14 protein-coding genes are annotated in these 15165 nt (G+C 75.2%); 2 read left to right on the top strand and 12 right to left on the bottom strand.

Annotated elements, in window-relative coordinates:
• Nucleotides 1-63: 63 nt before the first annotated feature.
• From ACZ607_RS03880 to hisI, 3 genes are read right to left on the bottom strand one after another with little or no spacing between them, the layout of a single operon-like run.
• Nucleotides 64-723 (bottom strand): TIGR02234 family membrane protein, encoded by a 660-nt coding sequence (locus tag ACZ607_RS03880; RefSeq protein ID WP_469731395.1) that lies wholly within the window; start codon nt 721-723, stop codon nt 64-66.
• Nucleotides 723-2237, bottom strand: a complete 1515-nt coding sequence (locus tag ACZ607_RS03875) for an anthranilate synthase component I (protein ID WP_469731393.1) — start codon at nt 2235-2237, stop codon at nt 723-725. Before ACZ607_RS03875 ends, ACZ607_RS03880 begins: the two co-directional genes overlap by 1 nt.
• A gap of 11 nt (nt 2238-2248) precedes the next feature.
• Nucleotides 2249-2629, bottom strand: coding sequence for a phosphoribosyl-AMP cyclohydrolase (gene hisI, locus ACZ607_RS03870; RefSeq protein WP_469731391.1), 381 nt, complete (start codon nt 2627-2629; stop codon nt 2249-2251).
• 85 nt (nt 2630-2714) lie between these two features.
• On the opposite strand from hisI, the gene ACZ607_RS03865 reads away from it, so the two are divergent.
• Nucleotides 2715-3347 carry a TIGR03085 family metal-binding protein gene (locus ACZ607_RS03865; protein ID WP_469731389.1) on the top strand — a complete coding sequence of 211 codons (633 nt, stop codon included), beginning with the start codon at nt 2715-2717 and terminating at the stop codon, nt 3345-3347.
• Between the two features lie 18 nt (nt 3348-3365).
• Here ACZ607_RS03865 and ACZ607_RS03860 read toward each other — a convergent pair whose 3' ends face one another.
• The 4 genes from ACZ607_RS03860 to ACZ607_RS03845 form a co-directional block, all read right to left on the bottom strand.
• Nucleotides 3366-4955, bottom strand: coding sequence for a sodium/solute symporter (locus ACZ607_RS03860; RefSeq protein WP_469731387.1), 1590 nt, complete (start codon nt 4953-4955; stop codon nt 3366-3368).
• A 170-nt stretch (nt 4956-5125) separates the two neighbouring features.
• A complete protein-coding gene (locus ACZ607_RS03855) occupies nt 5126-6088 on the bottom strand; it encodes an alpha/beta hydrolase (RefSeq protein ID WP_469731385.1) in 963 nt (320 codons plus the stop codon).
• 141 nt (nt 6089-6229) lie between these two features.
• The gene (locus ACZ607_RS03850) at nt 6230-7570 is read right to left on the bottom strand and encodes a PucR family transcriptional regulator (RefSeq protein WP_469731383.1); all 1341 of its coding nucleotides are present in this window, start codon (nt 7568-7570) and stop codon (nt 6230-6232) included.
• A 126-nt stretch (nt 7571-7696) separates the two neighbouring features.
• Nucleotides 7697-10498, bottom strand: coding sequence for a helix-turn-helix transcriptional regulator (locus tag ACZ607_RS03845; RefSeq protein ID WP_469731381.1), 2802 nt, complete (start codon nt 10496-10498; stop codon nt 7697-7699).
• 160 nt (nt 10499-10658) lie between these two features.
• On the opposite strand from ACZ607_RS03845, the gene ACZ607_RS03840 reads away from it, so the two are divergent.
• Nucleotides 10659-11432: an alpha/beta fold hydrolase gene (locus ACZ607_RS03840; RefSeq protein WP_469731379.1), complete on the top strand. Its 774-nt coding sequence runs from the start codon at nt 10659-10661 to the stop codon at nt 11430-11432.
• A gap of 96 nt (nt 11433-11528) precedes the next feature.
• Here ACZ607_RS03840 and bdeA read toward each other — a convergent pair whose 3' ends face one another.
• The 5 genes from bdeA to hisH all read right to left on the bottom strand — a co-directional run bounded on the left by bdeA (nt 11529) and on the right by hisH (nt 15162).
• Complete coding sequence (bdeA, locus tag ACZ607_RS03835; RefSeq protein WP_469731378.1) at nt 11529-12461, bottom strand: bis(hydroxyethyl) terephthalate hydrolase; 933 nt, start codon at nt 12459-12461, stop codon at nt 11529-11531.
• Nucleotides 12462-12648: 187 nt separating this feature from the next.
• Complete coding sequence (gene hisF / locus ACZ607_RS03830; RefSeq protein WP_469731376.1) at nt 12649-13404, bottom strand: imidazole glycerol phosphate synthase subunit HisF; 756 nt, start codon at nt 13402-13404, stop codon at nt 12649-12651.
• Nucleotides 13401-13799, bottom strand: a complete 399-nt coding sequence (locus ACZ607_RS03825; protein WP_469731374.1) for a RidA family protein — start codon at nt 13797-13799, stop codon at nt 13401-13403. The genes hisF and ACZ607_RS03825 overlap by 4 nt, the downstream gene beginning before the upstream one ends.
• Nucleotides 13796-14521, bottom strand: a complete 726-nt coding sequence (priA, locus tag ACZ607_RS03820) for a bifunctional 1-(5-phosphoribosyl)-5-((5-phosphoribosylamino)methylideneamino)imidazole-4-carboxamide isomerase/phosphoribosylanthranilate isomerase PriA (RefSeq protein WP_104789850.1) — start codon at nt 14519-14521, stop codon at nt 13796-13798. The genes ACZ607_RS03825 and priA overlap by 4 nt, the downstream gene beginning before the upstream one ends.
• Nucleotides 14521-15162 (bottom strand): imidazole glycerol phosphate synthase subunit HisH, encoded by a 642-nt coding sequence (hisH, locus tag ACZ607_RS03815; protein ID WP_469731372.1) that lies wholly within the window; start codon nt 15160-15162, stop codon nt 14521-14523. Before hisH ends, priA begins: the two co-directional genes overlap by 1 nt.
• Nucleotides 15163-15165: the final 3 nt, after the last annotated feature.

The raw sequence follows: 15165 nt of genomic DNA, 5'->3' as shown, positions 1-15165 counted from the left end.
AGGTATCGCTGGGAAAGCTCACCGCCATTGTCCCGTACGCGCCGGGGGACGTGAGGCTGGGGGTCATGCCTCGCGCGTCGGGTCCTCGCCGCGGTCGAGGGCCTTCCACAGTTCCTCGGGCCGTTCGGGGTCCGGGGCGGTGCGGGGGGCCTTGCGGGGGCGGGGGGTGCCGTCGCGCTCGTACCGTCCCGACATGGCGGGCCAGCGGCTGCCGTAGCGCAGGGCGAGCAGTCCGGCGAGCAGGATGAGCAGTCCGCCGGCCGCGGTGACGTAGGGCCAGGCGGTGTGGCTGAGGGCGCCGACGGTGGCCGCGGTGTTGCCCGTGGTCTGAGCGGCCCGCTCGTCCAGGGCCGCACTGTCCGAAGCGCCGGTGTAGGCGCTGAGGCCCGCGCCGAGGCCGCTGAGGGCCAGCAGCGCGGCGACGATCAGGCGGCCGCCGCCTCGGACCGCGAAGACGGCGACGAGGGCGGCCAGGCCGACGACCGCCAGGGCCGCCGGGAGGCCGGTGACGTCCTGGCCGTCGGCGGTGAGCGGAAGCGTGCCGCCGCCGACCGACGCCTTGCCCTCGGCCCAGGTCTGCCCGGAGGCGAGGAGGACGACGGTGGCGCCGGCCGCCCCGAGGAGCAGACCGGCGGCCAGGCTTCGGCGGCTTCCGGCGCTGTCGGACGCGGAGGCGGCGCGGGCACGGGGCTGGGGTACGGGGACGGCACTCACGTACTCCACTATCCCTTACCGGCTCCGGCGGACGGGAGGCGGTTCGCCGTATGCACGGCGCGCAGGACCGCGGCGGCCTTGTTCCGGCACTCCGTGTCCTCCGCGACCGGGTCGGAGTCCGCGACGATGCCCGCGCCGGCCTGGACGTACGCGGTGCCGTCGCGCAGCAGGGCGGTCCGGATGGCGATGGCGGTGTCGGAGTCCCCGGCGAAGTCGAGGTAGCCGACGCAGCCGCCGTACAGTCCGCGGCGGCTGGGTTCGAGCTCCTCGATGATCTGCAGGGCGCGCGGCTTGGGGGCGCCGGAGAGGGTGCCCGCGGGGAAGCAGGCGGTGAGGACGTCGAAGGCGGTGCGGCCCTCGGCGACGCGGCCGGTGACGGTGGAGACGATGTGCATCACGTGCGAGTACCGCTCGACGGACATGAAGTCGACCACCTCGACGCTGCCCGGCTCGCAGACCCGCCCCAGGTCGTTGCGGCCCAGGTCGACGAGCATCAGGTGCTCGGCGCGTTCCTTGGGGTCGGCGAGGAGCTCGTCGGCGAGCGCCTGGTCCTCCTGCGGGGTGGCGCCGCGGTGCCTGGTCCCGGCGATGGGGTGGACCATCGCCCGGCCGTCCTCGACCTTGACGAGCGCCTCCGGGCTGGAGCCGACGACGTCGAAGCCGTCGAAGCGGAAGAGGTACATGTACGGCGACGGGTTGGTGGCGCGCAGCACCCGGTAGACGTCCAGGGCGCTCGCCGTGCAGGGCGTCTCGAAGCGCTGGGAGGGGACGACCTGGAAGGCCTCGCCGGCCCTGATGCGCTCCTTGACGTCCTCGACGGCGTCCATGAACGCCTGGCCGCCCCAGAGCGCGGTGTACGGCGGGAGCTCGGAGGGCGGCAGGGCGGCGGGGGCGTTCTCCACGGGCCGGGAGAGGTCGCGCTCCATGGCGTCCAGGCGGGCGACCGCGTCCCCGTACGCCTCGTCGACGCCGGTGTCCAGGTCGTTGTGGTTGATCGCGTTGGCGATCAGCAGGACGGTGCCGTCCTGGTGGTCGAGCACGGCGAGGTCCGAGGTGAGCAGCATCGTGAGCTCGGGGAGTTCGAGGTCGTCCACACCGTGCTCGGTGATCCGCTCCAGCCGGCGTACGACGTCGTAGCCGAGGTAGCCGACCATGCCGCCGGTGAACGGCGGCAAGCCGTCGTCGCCGTCGCCGACCAGGTCGCGCGGGGTGTGCAGGGTCTCGACGGTGGCCCGGAGCGCGTGCAGCGGGTCGCCGTCGACGGGGACGCCGACGGGCGGGGTGCCGAGCCAGTGGGCCTCGCCGTCGCGGGAGGTCAGGGTGGCGGCGCTGCGTACCCCGATGAAGGAGTAGCGGGACCAGGTGCGGCCGTTCTCCGCGGATTCCAGGAGGAAGGTGCCGGGGCGTTCGGCGGCGAGCTTGCGGTAGAGCCCGACCGGGGTGTCGCCGTCCGCGAGGAGCCGGCGGCTGACGGGGATGACACGGCGGTCGACGGCGAGCTTGCGGAACGTGTCGAGATCCATGGCGGCTGACCTTATCGGGGCGCGGTGAGCGGGAGGACGTCCTTGTCGAAGCAGGTGCGCGCGCCGGTGTGGCAGGCGGCACCCGTCTGGTCGACCTTCACCAGGACGGTGTCGGCGTCGCAGTCCAGCGCGACCGACATCACCTGCTGGGTGTGACCGGAGGTGTCCCCCTTGACCCAGTACTCCTGGCGGCTGCGGGACCAGTAGGTGCAGCGGCCCGTGGTGAGGGTGCGGTGCAGCGCCTCGTCGTCCATCCAGCCGAGCATGAGCACCTCGCCCGTGTCGTGCTGCTGGGCGATGGCCGGGAACAGCCCGTCGGGGCCGCGCTTGAGGCGGGCGGCGACGGCCGGGTCGAGATTGCTGGCGGGCGGGGAGCCGGGCGTGCTGGTCATGGGCCCCATTGTGCCGCGCCGGAGGGGGCCGTCCGGCCGTGCGTCCACTGGGCGGACCAGGGGCGGCGGCCGTACGCTGGCGGGCATGTCGACCCATGCGAAGCGTGAACGTCTTCTGCTCGCCGACCTGTTGGAAGCGGCGGGCCCCGAAGCCCAGACCCTGTGCAACGGCTGGAAGACCCGTGACCTGGCCGCCCATGTCGTGGTGCGGGAACGCCGCGCGGACGCCGCGGGCGGGATTCTGGTGGGCGCCCTGAAGAACCGGCTGGAGCGGGTCCAGGCCGAGTTCGCCGCCAAGCCGTACGAGGAGCTGATCCAGCTCATCCGTACGGGTCCGCCCCGGATGTCGCCCTTCGGGCTGAAGCAGCTGGACGAGGCGGCCAACACCGTCGAGTTCTACATCCACGCGGAGGACGTGCGCCGGGCCCAGCCCGACTGGTCGCAGCGGGACCTGGATCCGGTGTTCGCCGACGTGCTGTGGGCGCGCACCGAGAAGACGGCGCGGATGCTGGGCCGCCGGGCCCCGGTGGGTCTGGTGCTGCGGCGCCCGGACGGCCAGACGGCGGTGGCCCACAAGGGCACCCCGGTGGTGACGGTCACCGGGGAGCCGGGTGAGCTGCTGCTGTTCGCCGCGGGGCGGCAGGACGCGGCGCGGGTGGAGCTGGAGGGCGACAAGGACGCGCTGGCCCGGCTGCACACGGCCGAGCTCGGCCTGTAGCCCGGCCGACGGGGCCGCTCAGCCGCGGGCGCGTGCGGGGCGTCGGCGGGTCCGGTGGCCGTCGCCCGGTGCGGCGTCCGGGTCCGGGCCCTGTCCCAGCAGCCCGAGGAGGAAGCCCGCCGGGATGGTGACCAGGCCCGGGGTCTGGAGCGGGAAGACCGCGAAGTCCCACTCCGGGAAGAGCGCGACGGGCGTGCCGGAGAACGCCGGTGACAGGACCATCAGGACCCCGATCAGCGGGAGCGTCCCGTAGACGGTCCACCGCACCCCCCGTGCGCCGAAGCGCGGCCGGAACAGGGCGTGGAGCAGGACGGGCGGCAGGATCGAGGCGGCGGCCGCGAACGACAGGGAGAGCAGCACCTGCGGGTTGCGGTCGTGGGTGTACGCCGACAGGAGCACGGCGAGCGCCCCGATGCCGGCGACGGACCAGCGGGCACGCCGGATCTCCCTGGCCGAGGCCCTGCCCTCGCCCTGCGCGCCCGACGTCACGGCGAAGTCGCGGGCCACGGAGGAGGCGGCGGCCAGGGTGATCCCGGCGACCGCGGCCAGGGTCGTGGCGAACGCGGCGCAGGCCACGAGCGCGAACAGGGGGCTGTCCCGTGGGCCGGCCGCAGCCGGGTCGAGGGCGCTGGTCACCATCAGCAGGGAGGTGCCGCCGGCCGGGTCGGCGGCGTACAGCAGGTCACGCCCCACGAGGGCGGAGGCGCCGAGGCCGACGACGACGATGCCGGCGCACAGCAGGGCGACGGGGCCCACGGCCCAGACTCCGGCCCGGCGGGCGGTCCAGGCGTCACGGAGGGGGTGGAGCCGCATCATGATGTGCGGCATGCAGGCGGCGCCGAGCACGAGGGTGGCCTGGAAGCCGATCAGGTCGAGCCCGCCCGTGATCCCGTGGCCGAACTGGAGCCCGGGGCGCGCGTAGTCGCCGCCGGCACCGCTGCCCGCCCGCGCGGCGTCGAAGAGGGCGAACGGGGACCAGTCGAAGCGCGCCAGGACGAGCCCCGCGAGCAGGGTGACCGCGCCGAGGACGACGGCCACCTTGAGGATCTGGATGTAGCCGGTGCCACGCATCCCGCCGAACGCCGAGTAGCAGACCATCAGCGCGCCGCTGGCGACGGTGCAGCCGGTGAGGGCGCCGTCGGGCAGCCCGAACATGGCGGTCATGACACGGCCGGCGGTGGTGAGCTGCACGAGGAGCAGAGGGGCCAGTACGACGAGGGTGGCCACGCCGAGCGCCCGGCGCACGGACCCGTCGCCGAGCCGGTCCGCGAGGAAGTCCCCCATGGTGAACACGCCCCGGCGGCGCAGCCGTTCGGCGAAGAGCCGCATGACCAGGACCAGTGAGGCGACGGTGGCCAGGGCGAAGAGCAGGCCGTCGAACCCGGCGAGCGCGACGGACCCGGTGGTGGAGAGCAGGGTGGCGGCGGAGACGTAGTCCCCGGCGATGGCCAGCCCGGCGGCGGCGGGGCCGAGGGTGGCGCCGCCGGCGTAGAAGTGCTCCGGATCGTCCTGGTCGGCCGCGGCGAGGCCGCACAGCAGCAGGGACACGGCGACGAAGCCGAGGAAGATGACCACGGCGAGGGACCGGGCGTCGATCACGCCGTTCACCGGGTTCGCTCCGCCGGTACGGCTCCGAGAGGGGCAGTTGGGGACATGCGCGCCATGGCATCAGCCGGGGCGGAGGCGGCACAGGGGGCCGGGGCGGGACGCGGCACCGGTACAGCCCGCCCGGCGCGGGACTGTGCGCCGGCACAGGGGCCGCCGCCGGGAGCCCTCCGTCAGGGGGCGGGTTCGTCCTCGGCGGCCGGGCGTCCGACGGCGAGCCGTCCGATCTCCTCGGCGATCACGTCCGGTTCGGTGACGGGGACGTAGTGGCCGGAGCGGGTGGCGATCACGTGCCTGCCGGGGGACGCCGCGGCGGCCGAGCGGGCGTGCGCCTCGTTGGCGGCCCGGCGTACCGCCCGGTTCATGCCGTTCCCCGTCAGGCCGCCGGAGATGACGGTGACGGGGACGCCGGTCAGGTCGGGCGGGGTGGTGCGGAAGGCGGCGAGTTCGTCGAGATACGTGCGGGCCTGGGCGCGGTGAGTCCGCACGAGGCCGACGGTGAATCCGTCGCGCGCCATGTCGTGGCGCGCGTCCTCGGGCAGTGGCGCGGCGACCGAGCGGTACAGGCGGCCGAGCAGTCCGAGGCGGGCCAGTAGCAGGTTGACCGCGATGACGACGCGCTCCGCCCGGCGGAAGGGGGCGCGGAACAGCAGGTCGGCGCCCTCGTCGGTGGGGTCGACGAGGACCAGGCCGCGGATCCGGTCGCGGCACCTGGAGGCGGTGAGGCGTACGAGCGGCCCGCCCGCGCTGTGCCCGACGAGGACGAACGGTCCGGGCCCGAAGTGGTCGAGCAGGTCCTCCAGGTCGTCCGCCATGCGGTGCAGCGTCCGGGAGCCGGGGTCGGCGGGGCTGCGGCCGAGTCCGGCACGGTCGTAGACGACGGCCCGCGCCCAGCCGCCCACGGCGGGCTGGGCACGGTCGTAGACGACGGCCCGCGCCCAGCCGCCCACGGCGGGCTGCACCAGCGCCCAGGAGGAGCGGGTGGCCGCCGCTCCCGCCTCGAAGACGACGGTGGGGGCTCCGTCCCCGGCACCGGGCCCCGGGAGGACCATGGCGTGCAGGGTGCGCCCGTCGCGTGTGGTCACCCACTCCGCGTCCCCCTGGACATGGCGGGCGGTTCCGTCCGTCGGGGACATGCGCGGTCCGCCTCTCGTGTGGTCGGCCCTCCACGGCCCTCGGACCGCCGGGAGGTGAAGTTAGGTTACCCTAACTTCACCTCTCCGCACGTCCTCCCCGGAAGGTCGGATCCCCTTTCCCCGTACGGCGGTCGGGGCGGCTCAGCCGGCCAGCAGCCGCCGGGCCGCGAGCGCCAGTGACACCTCCACCGCGTCCGACGGCCGCGTCAGACAGCGCCCCGTCAGCTGCTCGAACCGCCGCAGCCGGTTCAGCACGGTGTTGCGGTGGCAGTACAGCCTCGCGCCGGCCCGCTGCGCCGAGCCGTCCGAGTCGAGCCACGCGGTCAGCGTCTCGATGAGCACGTCGCGGTCCGCCGGGTCGAGCCGGTCGAGCGGACCGAGGACCCGGTCGGCGAGCGCGGTTCCGAGCCCGGGCGAGGACACGACGAGCGCCGCGGGCAGGTGCTCGTCGAGCAGGACGGTGCCCCCGGACGCCGGGCAGGCGCGCAGCGCCGTCTCGGCGAGGCGCCGCGCGTCACCGACACGGGCGAGCCCGTCGACCACGGAGCTGATGCCGGCCCGGGCACCCGGAGGCACCGTCAGGCCGTCGGCGAGCGCGGCGAGTTCGCCGTCGGCTGCCGGGACGGGCGCGGGCCTGGTGTCGCCGTCGCCCGAGGGATCCGGCTCGGCCTCCACCGGGACCGCCCCCAGCGGCAGGATCGCCAGCTCCACCTCGCCCGCCCGGTGCCAGAGGGCGGGTGTCCCCTCGGGCAGGGTCAGCGGCGGCCGGCCGGTGCCGTGCGGGGCCCGGCGGGCACCGGCGACCGCGAGCACGGCGTACCGGCCCCGCACCGGAAGGTCCAGCATCGCGGCGGCGTCCGGCAGGTCCGCGATCCGGGCGGTGCCGTCCAGCAGGGCGGCCGTCATCAGGCGCTGCTGGTTCTCGCGGCGCCAGGAGAGCCGCCGCTCGGCCTGCCGGTACGCCTCGGCCACCACGGCGCAGTGCTCGTCGACGAAGTTCCAGACGTCCGCGGCGACATGGACGAGCAGCCGGGTGTCCTCGGGGTGGCGCCGGGCCGTGTCGTCGACCAGGTCCTGCCAGACCATCGCCCCGCCCATCCGGAAGGCGTGCATGACCGCGTCGAGCGGTACGCCCTGCTCGGCCCTGGTCTCGCCGATCCACCGCGAGGTGCGGTGGGCGGCCTCCCGGAACTCGCGGGGCTGGATGAGGGAGGCGACGTTGTGCCGCAGCGAGCGGTGGACCTCCTGCCAGATCTCGGCGGGCTCGGTCTCCATCGCGGCGCGGTAGGCGGGCTCCTGCTCGCGCAGCGCCTCGACCAGCCGGTCCGTGAGTTCCGGCAGCGCCTCCAGCAGCACCCGGGCCGCCCGGTGGAGCACGGCCACGGCCTCACGGTCGGCCAGGGAGCGGGCCCGGTTCGGCAGCGGCGTCGCGGACGGCGGTCCGTGCGGCGCCCTGATCCGTGAACGTACGACCTGTGGCATGGCGGCCTCCACCGGGAATCGGCCGGCCGCGGACGGGCCGGCCCCGGTGCACGCCCGGCCCGCAGCCGGGCCGGCGCACACCATCGATCCTGACGACCGCAGAATGGCATACCGCCCGGTCGGTACCTAGGGGTCTGCGCGGTTCTTCTCATCACGGTCCTGCAACCCCGGCCCGCGCCCGCCGTCCAGCAGCCGTGCGAGCTCGATCCTGGAGCGGACCCCGAGCGCGGCGAAGACGTTGCGGAGGTGGTGGTCGACGGTCCGCGGGCTCACCGAGAGCCGCACCGCCACCTCACGGTTGGTGGCGCCCTCCGCCACGCAGCGCGCGATCCGCTGCTGCTGCGGAGTCAGCCCGGCCAGCGGCCCCGGGCCGCTCCGGTCCGGCACGTCCACCGACTCCCCGGCGGCCCGCAGTTCGCCGCCGGCCCGGTCCGCCCAGACGCGGGCGGAGCACCGTTCGAAGGCGACCAGCGCGTCACGCAGCGGCCCGCGTGCCTCGCGGGTACGGCGCAGACGGCGCAGCAGCTGGCCCTGGAGCAGCCGGGTGCGCGCCCGCTCGAAGTCGCCGCCCGCGCGGTCGTGATGGGCCAGCGCCTCCTCGTACCGGGCGGCGGCCTCCTCGGGCGGTGCCAGCAGGGCGCGGCAGCGGGCCAGCTGGGCGGGGACCTGGGGGTCGGTCGTCCGCGCGGTCCACAGGGCGAACTCATCGACGGCGGCGTCCAGTTCACCGGCCGCCTCGTCCGCCCGGCCGGAGAGCGCCATCGCCTCGACGTAGCAGGGCACGGCGAGCATCCGGGTGGCGAAGTGGCCCGTCCCTGGCCCGGGTCTGACCAGCGGGCCCAGCCTGGCCGCCGCCTCGCCCGGCCGTCCGGCCGCCAGATCGGCGCGGGCGACCGCCCAGGTCGCGAGCATGGCCGCCTGGGCCAGGCCGTGCGGACCCGCCCCTGCCAGTGCCGCGTCGGCGTGGGCGGCGCACGCCTCGGCGGGGCCCTCCACCGAGGCGGCGAGCGCGAGCACGGCGTGCAGATGGGTGGCGGAGTTCCGCTGCCCGGTACGGCGGGCCGCGTGCAGCCCCTCCAGCGCGTGGGCCCGCGCCCTGGCGTGCTGCCCGGCGCGCAGTTCGGCGTAGGCGAGCTGCTCCAGGGCGTGCGGCAGCAGGGCTTCGGGGCCCCTGACGCGTACGACGGCGAGGGCGCGGGCCCCGGCCCGGCAGGCCGCGTCCACCTCGCCCAGCACCAGGGCCGAGGCCCCGGCCCGCAGGAGTTCCCCGGCGTCCTCGGCACGGTCGGCGGAGTCCAGGCAGCACCGCAGGAGGGCGTGGCCCCGGTCGGGGTGCCCGGCGAGCACGGCGCACATCCCGGCGCGGTACTGCGCCATGGACCGGTCGGCCGCGGCGACGGGGACGCGGTTCATGGCGTCCAGGTACGCGATGGCGTCCCCCATGGCCCACGCCGCCTCCGCGGCGCCGAACAGGGCGTCCAGGGTGCGGCGCGGGTCGTGCGGGGCGAGGAGCTCCGCCGCGGCCAGGAGCGCCTCGCGGGCGTCGGCGACCGGTTCGTCGCGCAGGGCGAGCATGCCGCGTACGTACGGGGCGGCGCCGCCGGCGGGGTGGGGACCGACGCGGGCGAGCATGGCGCGGGCCCGGCCGGTGTCGCCGGCCAGCCGGGCCTGCTCGGCGGCGGCGGTGAACCGTGCGGCGCGCAGGGTCTCGTCCGTGGAGAGCGCGGCGGCCCGGGCCAGCGCGGCCGAGCGTTCGCCGTGCGGGCGCGGGGCGGCGGCGGCCCTCTCCAGCTGTGCGGCGAGGGCGGCGTCCGGCCCGGGGGCGGCGCAGGCCCGCTGGACGAGCGCGGCCGGCGGGGCCTGACCGGGTCCGGTGAGGAGCGCGGCGAGCAGTTCGTGCACGGCGCGGCGGCGGGCCGGGGGCGCCCGGTGCAGGACCGCGCGGCGCAGCAGCGGATGGCTGAAGTGCACGCGGCTGCCCGCCCGTTGGAGGGCGCCTGCGGTGCCGGCGGGTGCGAGGAGGACCCGGTCGAGGTGGGCCGGGGACAGTCCGGCCCGGGCACCCGCCCGCAGCAGCAGGGCCGCGTCGGCGCCGGCCCCGTCCGGTTCGTGCTCCTCCGCGGCGGCGGCCAGCAGGAGCAGGGTGCGGGTGTCGGGCGACAGCCCGTCGAGGTGCTCGGCGTGGGCGTCGAGGACGCTCTCGGCGCCGGGGAGCGGGTAGGGCAGCGCGGTGCGCCCGGCCAGCTGGCCGGGCGTGAGCCGGCCGGCCAGTCCCGCCAGCAGGCGGGGGTTGCCCGCGGCCTCGCGCAGGAGTTCGCCGCGTACGACGGGGTCGACCTCGGCCGTGCCGTCGGTGAGCCGGTCCAGGAGCGCGGCCGCCGCGTCGTCGTCGAGCGGCCCGAGGCGCAGCGCGGGCAGTCCGGCGAAGGCGGTCTCGTCGGCGGCGCCGAGCACCACGGCGACACGGCTGCCCGCACCCAGTCTGCGGGCGGCGAAGCCGAGGGCCGCGCGGGAGTCGGGGTCCCAGGCGTGCGCGTCGTCCACGCAGACCAGCAGGGGCCGTTCGGCCCCAAGCCCCCGCAGCAGTCCGAGCAGCGCGCCCGGGGTGATGCCGGAGCCCAGGACCGTGTCGGGCGCGACGGGCAGCGGTCCGGGGGCGGAACAGAGCAGGGCGTGCAGCCCGCTGTAGGGCAGCCGCTGTTCGGCGGGGGCCGCGGCGGCGTACAGGACGGGTCCGCCGTGCCGTCCGAGGTAGTGGGCGGCGGTCCGCCGCAGCAGGGCGGTGCGGCCGAGGCCGGGCGGCGAGGTCAGCACGAGCGCTCCGCCGCCCCCTGCCCGCAGTCGCTCCAACAGGGTTTCCAGGATAGCCAGTTCACCGCTGCGGCCGTACAGCCGGAGCGGACTGTGCACGGTCGTCGATGAGGTCACGCCTGCACGTTACTTCCGCGTAAACAGCGTCGGAAGGCTCGCGTCCGCTCCCGGTTCCCGGGCGGGCCCGAGCGGTGCGGGCTCCCAACGGAACGGCGCCGGTGCTGTGCGGGGGCACAGACCCGGCCCGCCGTACGGCGGCCGCCCGTAACGTCGGTGCATGACTGATGAATTGCGTACACACGACGGTTTGACCCTGCGCTGCTGGTCCTGGTCGCGGGACCCGGACGGCGCCCTGCCTCCGGTGGTGCTGCTGCACGGCTTCGCCGCGCACGCCCGGCTGAACTGGGAGGGCCCCGGCGTCGTCGAGGCGCTCGTGGCGCGGGGCCGCCGGGTGTACGCCCTGGACGCGCGGGGCCACGGCGAGTCGGACGGGCCGCACGACGACACGTACTACGGCGAGTCGCTGATGGCCCGTGACGTCCGCCTGCTCCTCGACCGGATCGGCGCGGACCGCGTGCATCTCGTGGGGTATTCCATGGGCGCGGTGGTGGCGGTCCTGGCCGCGGCGGCGGACACCCGCGTCAGTCGTCTGGTGGCCGGAGGGATCGGGGCGGGCGCGGTGGAGGTGGGCGGTCTGGACACCCGGGTGATACCCCCCGAGCTGGTCTCGGCGGCTCTGACGGCCGACGACGCGGCGGACGCGCCCGAACGGACCCGGGCCTTCCGGGTGCTGGCCGACACGGCGGGTGGCGACCGGCTGGCGCTGGCCGCGCAGATCCGGGCGGTGCACCGGGACGCGCTGCCGCTGGACCGGATCACGGTCCCGACGCTGGTGCTCGCCGGCGCGGACGACCCCCTCGCGACCCGGCCCGAGGTGCTGGCCTCGGCGATCGCGGGGGCGGAGCTGGCCGTGCTGCCGGGGGACCATCTGACGGCGGTCCGCGACCCCGGATTCGCGGGCGCCGTCGCGGACTTCCTCGCGCGGGACTGACCCCCCGGACGGACGGAGGGGCCGGACGGACGGAGGGGCCGGACGGACGGAGGGGCCGGACCGCGGTACGCGCGGCCCGGCCCCGGCTCCCCGTCGTCAGGAGGTGTGCGGGCAGTTGCCCCGGTACTCGGCGATCGTCAGGCTCGTCGACGGCAGCGGGCAGAGGAACTGCTCGTAGCGGGTGTCCTTGTCGATGAAGCGCTTCAGCCACGAGATGCTGTACTTCGCGATCGTCGTGTTCGAGCTGTTCGGGGTGAAGTGGGTGGCCCCCCGCAGCTCCAGGTACGCCTTGTCCAGCGAGCTCGGCAGCGAGGTGTAGAACGGCTCCGAGTGGGTGGCCACGGGCGCGACCGTGTCGCCGTCCGCCCCGATCACCAGGGTCGGCGTCTTCACCTCGGGCCAGGTCTTGTCCGTGTTCCAGCCGGTCAGCGGGATCGCCGCCCGCAGCGACGGACGGTCCTTAGCGGCCTCCAGCGTGCCGCCGCCGCCCATGGAGTGGCCCATGACGCCGAGCCGGGAGGAGTCGATCCGGGTGCGGACCGAGCTCTTCCCCGTGAGGTAGTCGAGCGCGGCGAGCAACTGGTCGCCGCGGCTGGCCGGCTGGTCCGCCGTGGTGTTGGTGTCGATGGTGAACACCACGAAGCCCTGCGAGGCCAGGCGCGGCCCCAGCCAGGCGATGCTGGACTGGTAGGCGGTGAAACCGGGCGCGATGACGACCGCGCCGAACGTGCCGTCGGCCGCGGACGTCGGGTAGTAGATCGTCCCGCCGCCGAAGCCGCTGACGCTCAGCGAGGAGACGGTCGTCTGTGAGGTGGCGTACGAGCCGCGGCTCGCCTCGATGCTCGCGTTGCTCGGCGCCGGTCCGCGCTCGTACGGGTTGTCGGCGGCCTGCGCGCCCGGCATCAGCGCCGTGACCAGACCGGCGGTGGCGGCCGCGGCGGCGACCGCCAGCTTGACCGTGCGGGCGCGGCTCTTCGACGTCCGGTGGCGGCGCGGGGAGATGTCGCCGGAGGGGAGGTGCTGCTGCACGAGGGGGGATCCTCTCGGTCGAGGCGCACCCCACCGCGGCAGCCGGGGCCCGTCGTCCGGGGCCTTCGGGGGAGCACCGCGTGGGTGGCGCCGTCATTTCGTTGACGGCGCCACTCTGGCGGCGCGCCCTCCGGGCGGACATCGGCGAGATCGCCGGTCTTCTCGACCGGCGCCTCCCCGGCCGGGATCAGCGGACGGGGTGCCCGGCCTCGCGCAGGGCGCCCTTGACCTCGGAGATCCGCAGGTCACCGAAGTGGAAGACGGACGCGGCGAGGACCGCGTCGGCTCCGGCGCCGACGGCCGGTGCGAAGTCCTCCAGCCGGCCCGCGCCACCGGAGGCGATGACGGGGACGGTGACGTGGGCCCGTACCGCCTCGATCATCTCGGTGTCGTAGCCGTCCTTCGTGCCGTCGGCGTCCATCGAGTTGAGCAGGATCTCGCCCGCGCCGAGCTCGGCCGCCCGGTGCGCCCACTCGACGGCGTCGATGCCGGTGCCCCTGCGGCCGCCGTGGGTGGTCACCTCGAAGGTGCCCTCGGGGGTGCGGCGGGCGTCGACGGAGAGCACCAGGACCTGGCGCCCGAAGCGCTCGGCGATCTCACGGATGAGGTCGGGGCGGGCGATGGCGGCGGTGTTGACGCCGACCTTGTCGGCCCCGGCGCGCAGCAGCTTGTCCACGTCGTCGGGGGTGCGGACCCCGCCGCCGACGGTGAGCGGGATGAAGACCTGCTCGGCGGTGCGGCGCACCACGTCGTACGTCGTCTCCCGGTCGCCGCTGGACGCGGTGATGTCGAGGAAGGTCAGCTCGTCGGCGCCCTCGGCGTCGTACAGCTTGGCCATCTCGACGGGGTCGCCCGCGTCGCGCAGGTTCTGGAAGTTGACGCCCTTGACGACCCGGCCGTCGTCCACGTCGAGGCAGGGGATGACGCGTACCGCGAGGGTCATCGCGCACCTGCCCGGTAGGCCTCGACCTCGACCTCGACGACGAGGCTCGGGTCGATGAGACCGGCCACGATGATCATCGAGGCGGCGGGCCGCACGTCGTCGAAAAGCTCCTTGTGGGCGCGGCCGACCTCCTCCACGTCCCGGGCGTGGGTGAGGTACATCCGGGTGCGGACGACGTCCTCACGGCCGAGCCCGGTCTGCTTCAGGGCGTCGAAGGCGAGCTGGAAGGAGGCGACGGCCTGCTCGTACGGGCCGCCGGCGGAGATCTCGCCGTTGACCACGGACGTGCAGCCCGAGACCAGGACGAGTCCGTTCGGGAGCTGGACGGCGCGGGAGTAGCCGACCTTCTCCTCCCAGGGGCCGCCCGAGGAGACGCGGCGTACGGAGTCCGTCATCCGGCGACCGCCTTGAGGGCCTCTTCCAGGGTGAACGCCTTCGCGTACAGCGCCTTGCCGACGATGGCTCCCTCGACGCCTTCCGGGACGAGCAGGGAGATCGCGCGGAGGTCGGCGAGCGAAGAGACACCGCCGGAGGCGACGACGGGCTTGTCGGTGGCGGCGCAGACGTCCCGCAGGAGGGCCAGGTTGGGGCCCTGCAGCGTGCCGTCCTTGGCGATGTCGGTGACGACGTAGCGGGCGCAGCCCTCGGAGTCGAGGCGGGCGAGCGTCTCGTAGAGGTCGCCGCCGTCGCGGGTCCAGCCGCGGCCGCGCAGCGTCGTGCCGCGGACGTCGAGGCCGACGGCGATCTTGTCGCCGTGCTCGGCGATGACCTTGGCGACCCACTCGGGGGTCTCCAGGGCGGCGGTGCCGAGGTTGACGCGGCGGCAGCCGGTGGCGAGGGCGGCCTCCAGGGAGGCGTCGTCGCGGATGCCGCCGGAGAGCTCGACCTTGATGTCCATGGCGCCGGCGACCTCGGCGATCAGCGCGCGGTTGTCGCCGGTGCCGAACGCGGCGTCCAGGTCGACGAGGTGCAGCCACTCGGCGCCGGAGCTCTGCCAGGCGAGGGCCGCCTCCAGGGGCGAGCCGTAGGAGGTCTCGGAGCCGGATTCGCCGTGCACGAGGCGGACGGCCTGGCCGTCGCGGACGTCTACGGCGGGGAGCAGTTCAAGCTTCGGCATTACAGCGTCTCGATCCAGTTGGTCAGCAGCTGGGCGCCGGCATCGCCGGACTTCTCGGGGTGGAACTGGGTGGCCCACAGCGCGCCGTTCTCGACGGCGGCCACGAACCGCTCTCCGTGCGTGGCCCAGGTGACCTTGGGGGCACGGATCTTGGCGTTGGTCACTTCGAGGGACCAGTCGTGCGCCGCGTAGGAGTGCACGAAGTAGTAGCGGGCGTCGGCGTCCAGGCCCGCGAAGAGCTGGGACCCCTCGGGTGCCTCTACGGTGTTCCAGCCCATGTGGGGCACGACGTCGGCCTCCAGCGGTCCGACGGTGCCGGGCCACTCGTCGAGGCCCTCCGTCTCGACGCCGTGCTCGATGCCGCGCTCGAACAGGATCTGCATCCCGACGCAGATGCCCATGACGGGGCGGCCGCCGGAGAGCCGGCGGCCGACGATCCAGTCGCCGCGGGCCTCCTTCAGCCCGGCCATGCAGGCCGAGAAGGCGCCGACGCCGGGGACGAGCAGCCCGTCGGCGTTCATCGCGGTGTCGAAGTCGCGGGTGATCTCGACGTCCCCGCCGACGTGGGCGAGGGCCCGCTCGGCCGAACGGACGTTGCCGAAGCCGTAGTCGAAGACGACGATCTTCTTCTTGTCGCTCACAGA

The organism is Streptomyces sp. NPDC104381, from assembly GCF_055583745.1.
The sequence above is the reverse complement of the archived record's forward strand: the minus strand, read 5'-3'. Positions and strand labels throughout refer to the sequence as shown.

Bases quoted from the DNA above. Each gene is read 5' to 3' on its own strand.
- ACZ607_RS03875 (WP_469731393.1), bottom strand. From the start codon at position 2,237: ATGGATCTCGACACGTTCCGCAAGCTCGCCGTCGACCGCCGTGTCATC.
- hisI (WP_469731391.1), bottom strand. From the start codon at position 2,629: ATGACCAGCACGCCCGGCTCCCCGCCCGCCAGCAATCTCGACCCGGCC.
- ACZ607_RS03865 (WP_469731389.1), top strand. From the start codon at position 2,715: ATGTCGACCCATGCGAAGCGTGAACGTCTTCTGCTCGCCGACCTGTTG.
- ACZ607_RS03855 (WP_469731385.1), bottom strand. From the start codon at position 6,088: ATGTCCCCGACGGACGGAACCGCCCGCCATGTCCAGGGGGACGCGGAG.
- ACZ607_RS03850 (WP_469731383.1), bottom strand. From the start codon at position 7,570: ATGCCACAGGTCGTACGTTCACGGATCAGGGCGCCGCACGGACCGCCG.
- ACZ607_RS03840 (WP_469731379.1), top strand. From the start codon at position 10,659: ATGACTGATGAATTGCGTACACACGACGGTTTGACCCTGCGCTGCTGG.
- hisF (WP_469731376.1), bottom strand. From the start codon at position 13,404: ATGACCCTCGCGGTACGCGTCATCCCCTGCCTCGACGTGGACGACGGC.
- ACZ607_RS03825 (WP_469731374.1), bottom strand. From the start codon at position 13,799: ATGACGGACTCCGTACGCCGCGTCTCCTCGGGCGGCCCCTGGGAGGAG.
- priA (WP_104789850.1), bottom strand. From the start codon at position 14,521: ATGCCGAAGCTTGAACTGCTCCCCGCCGTAGACGTCCGCGACGGCCAG.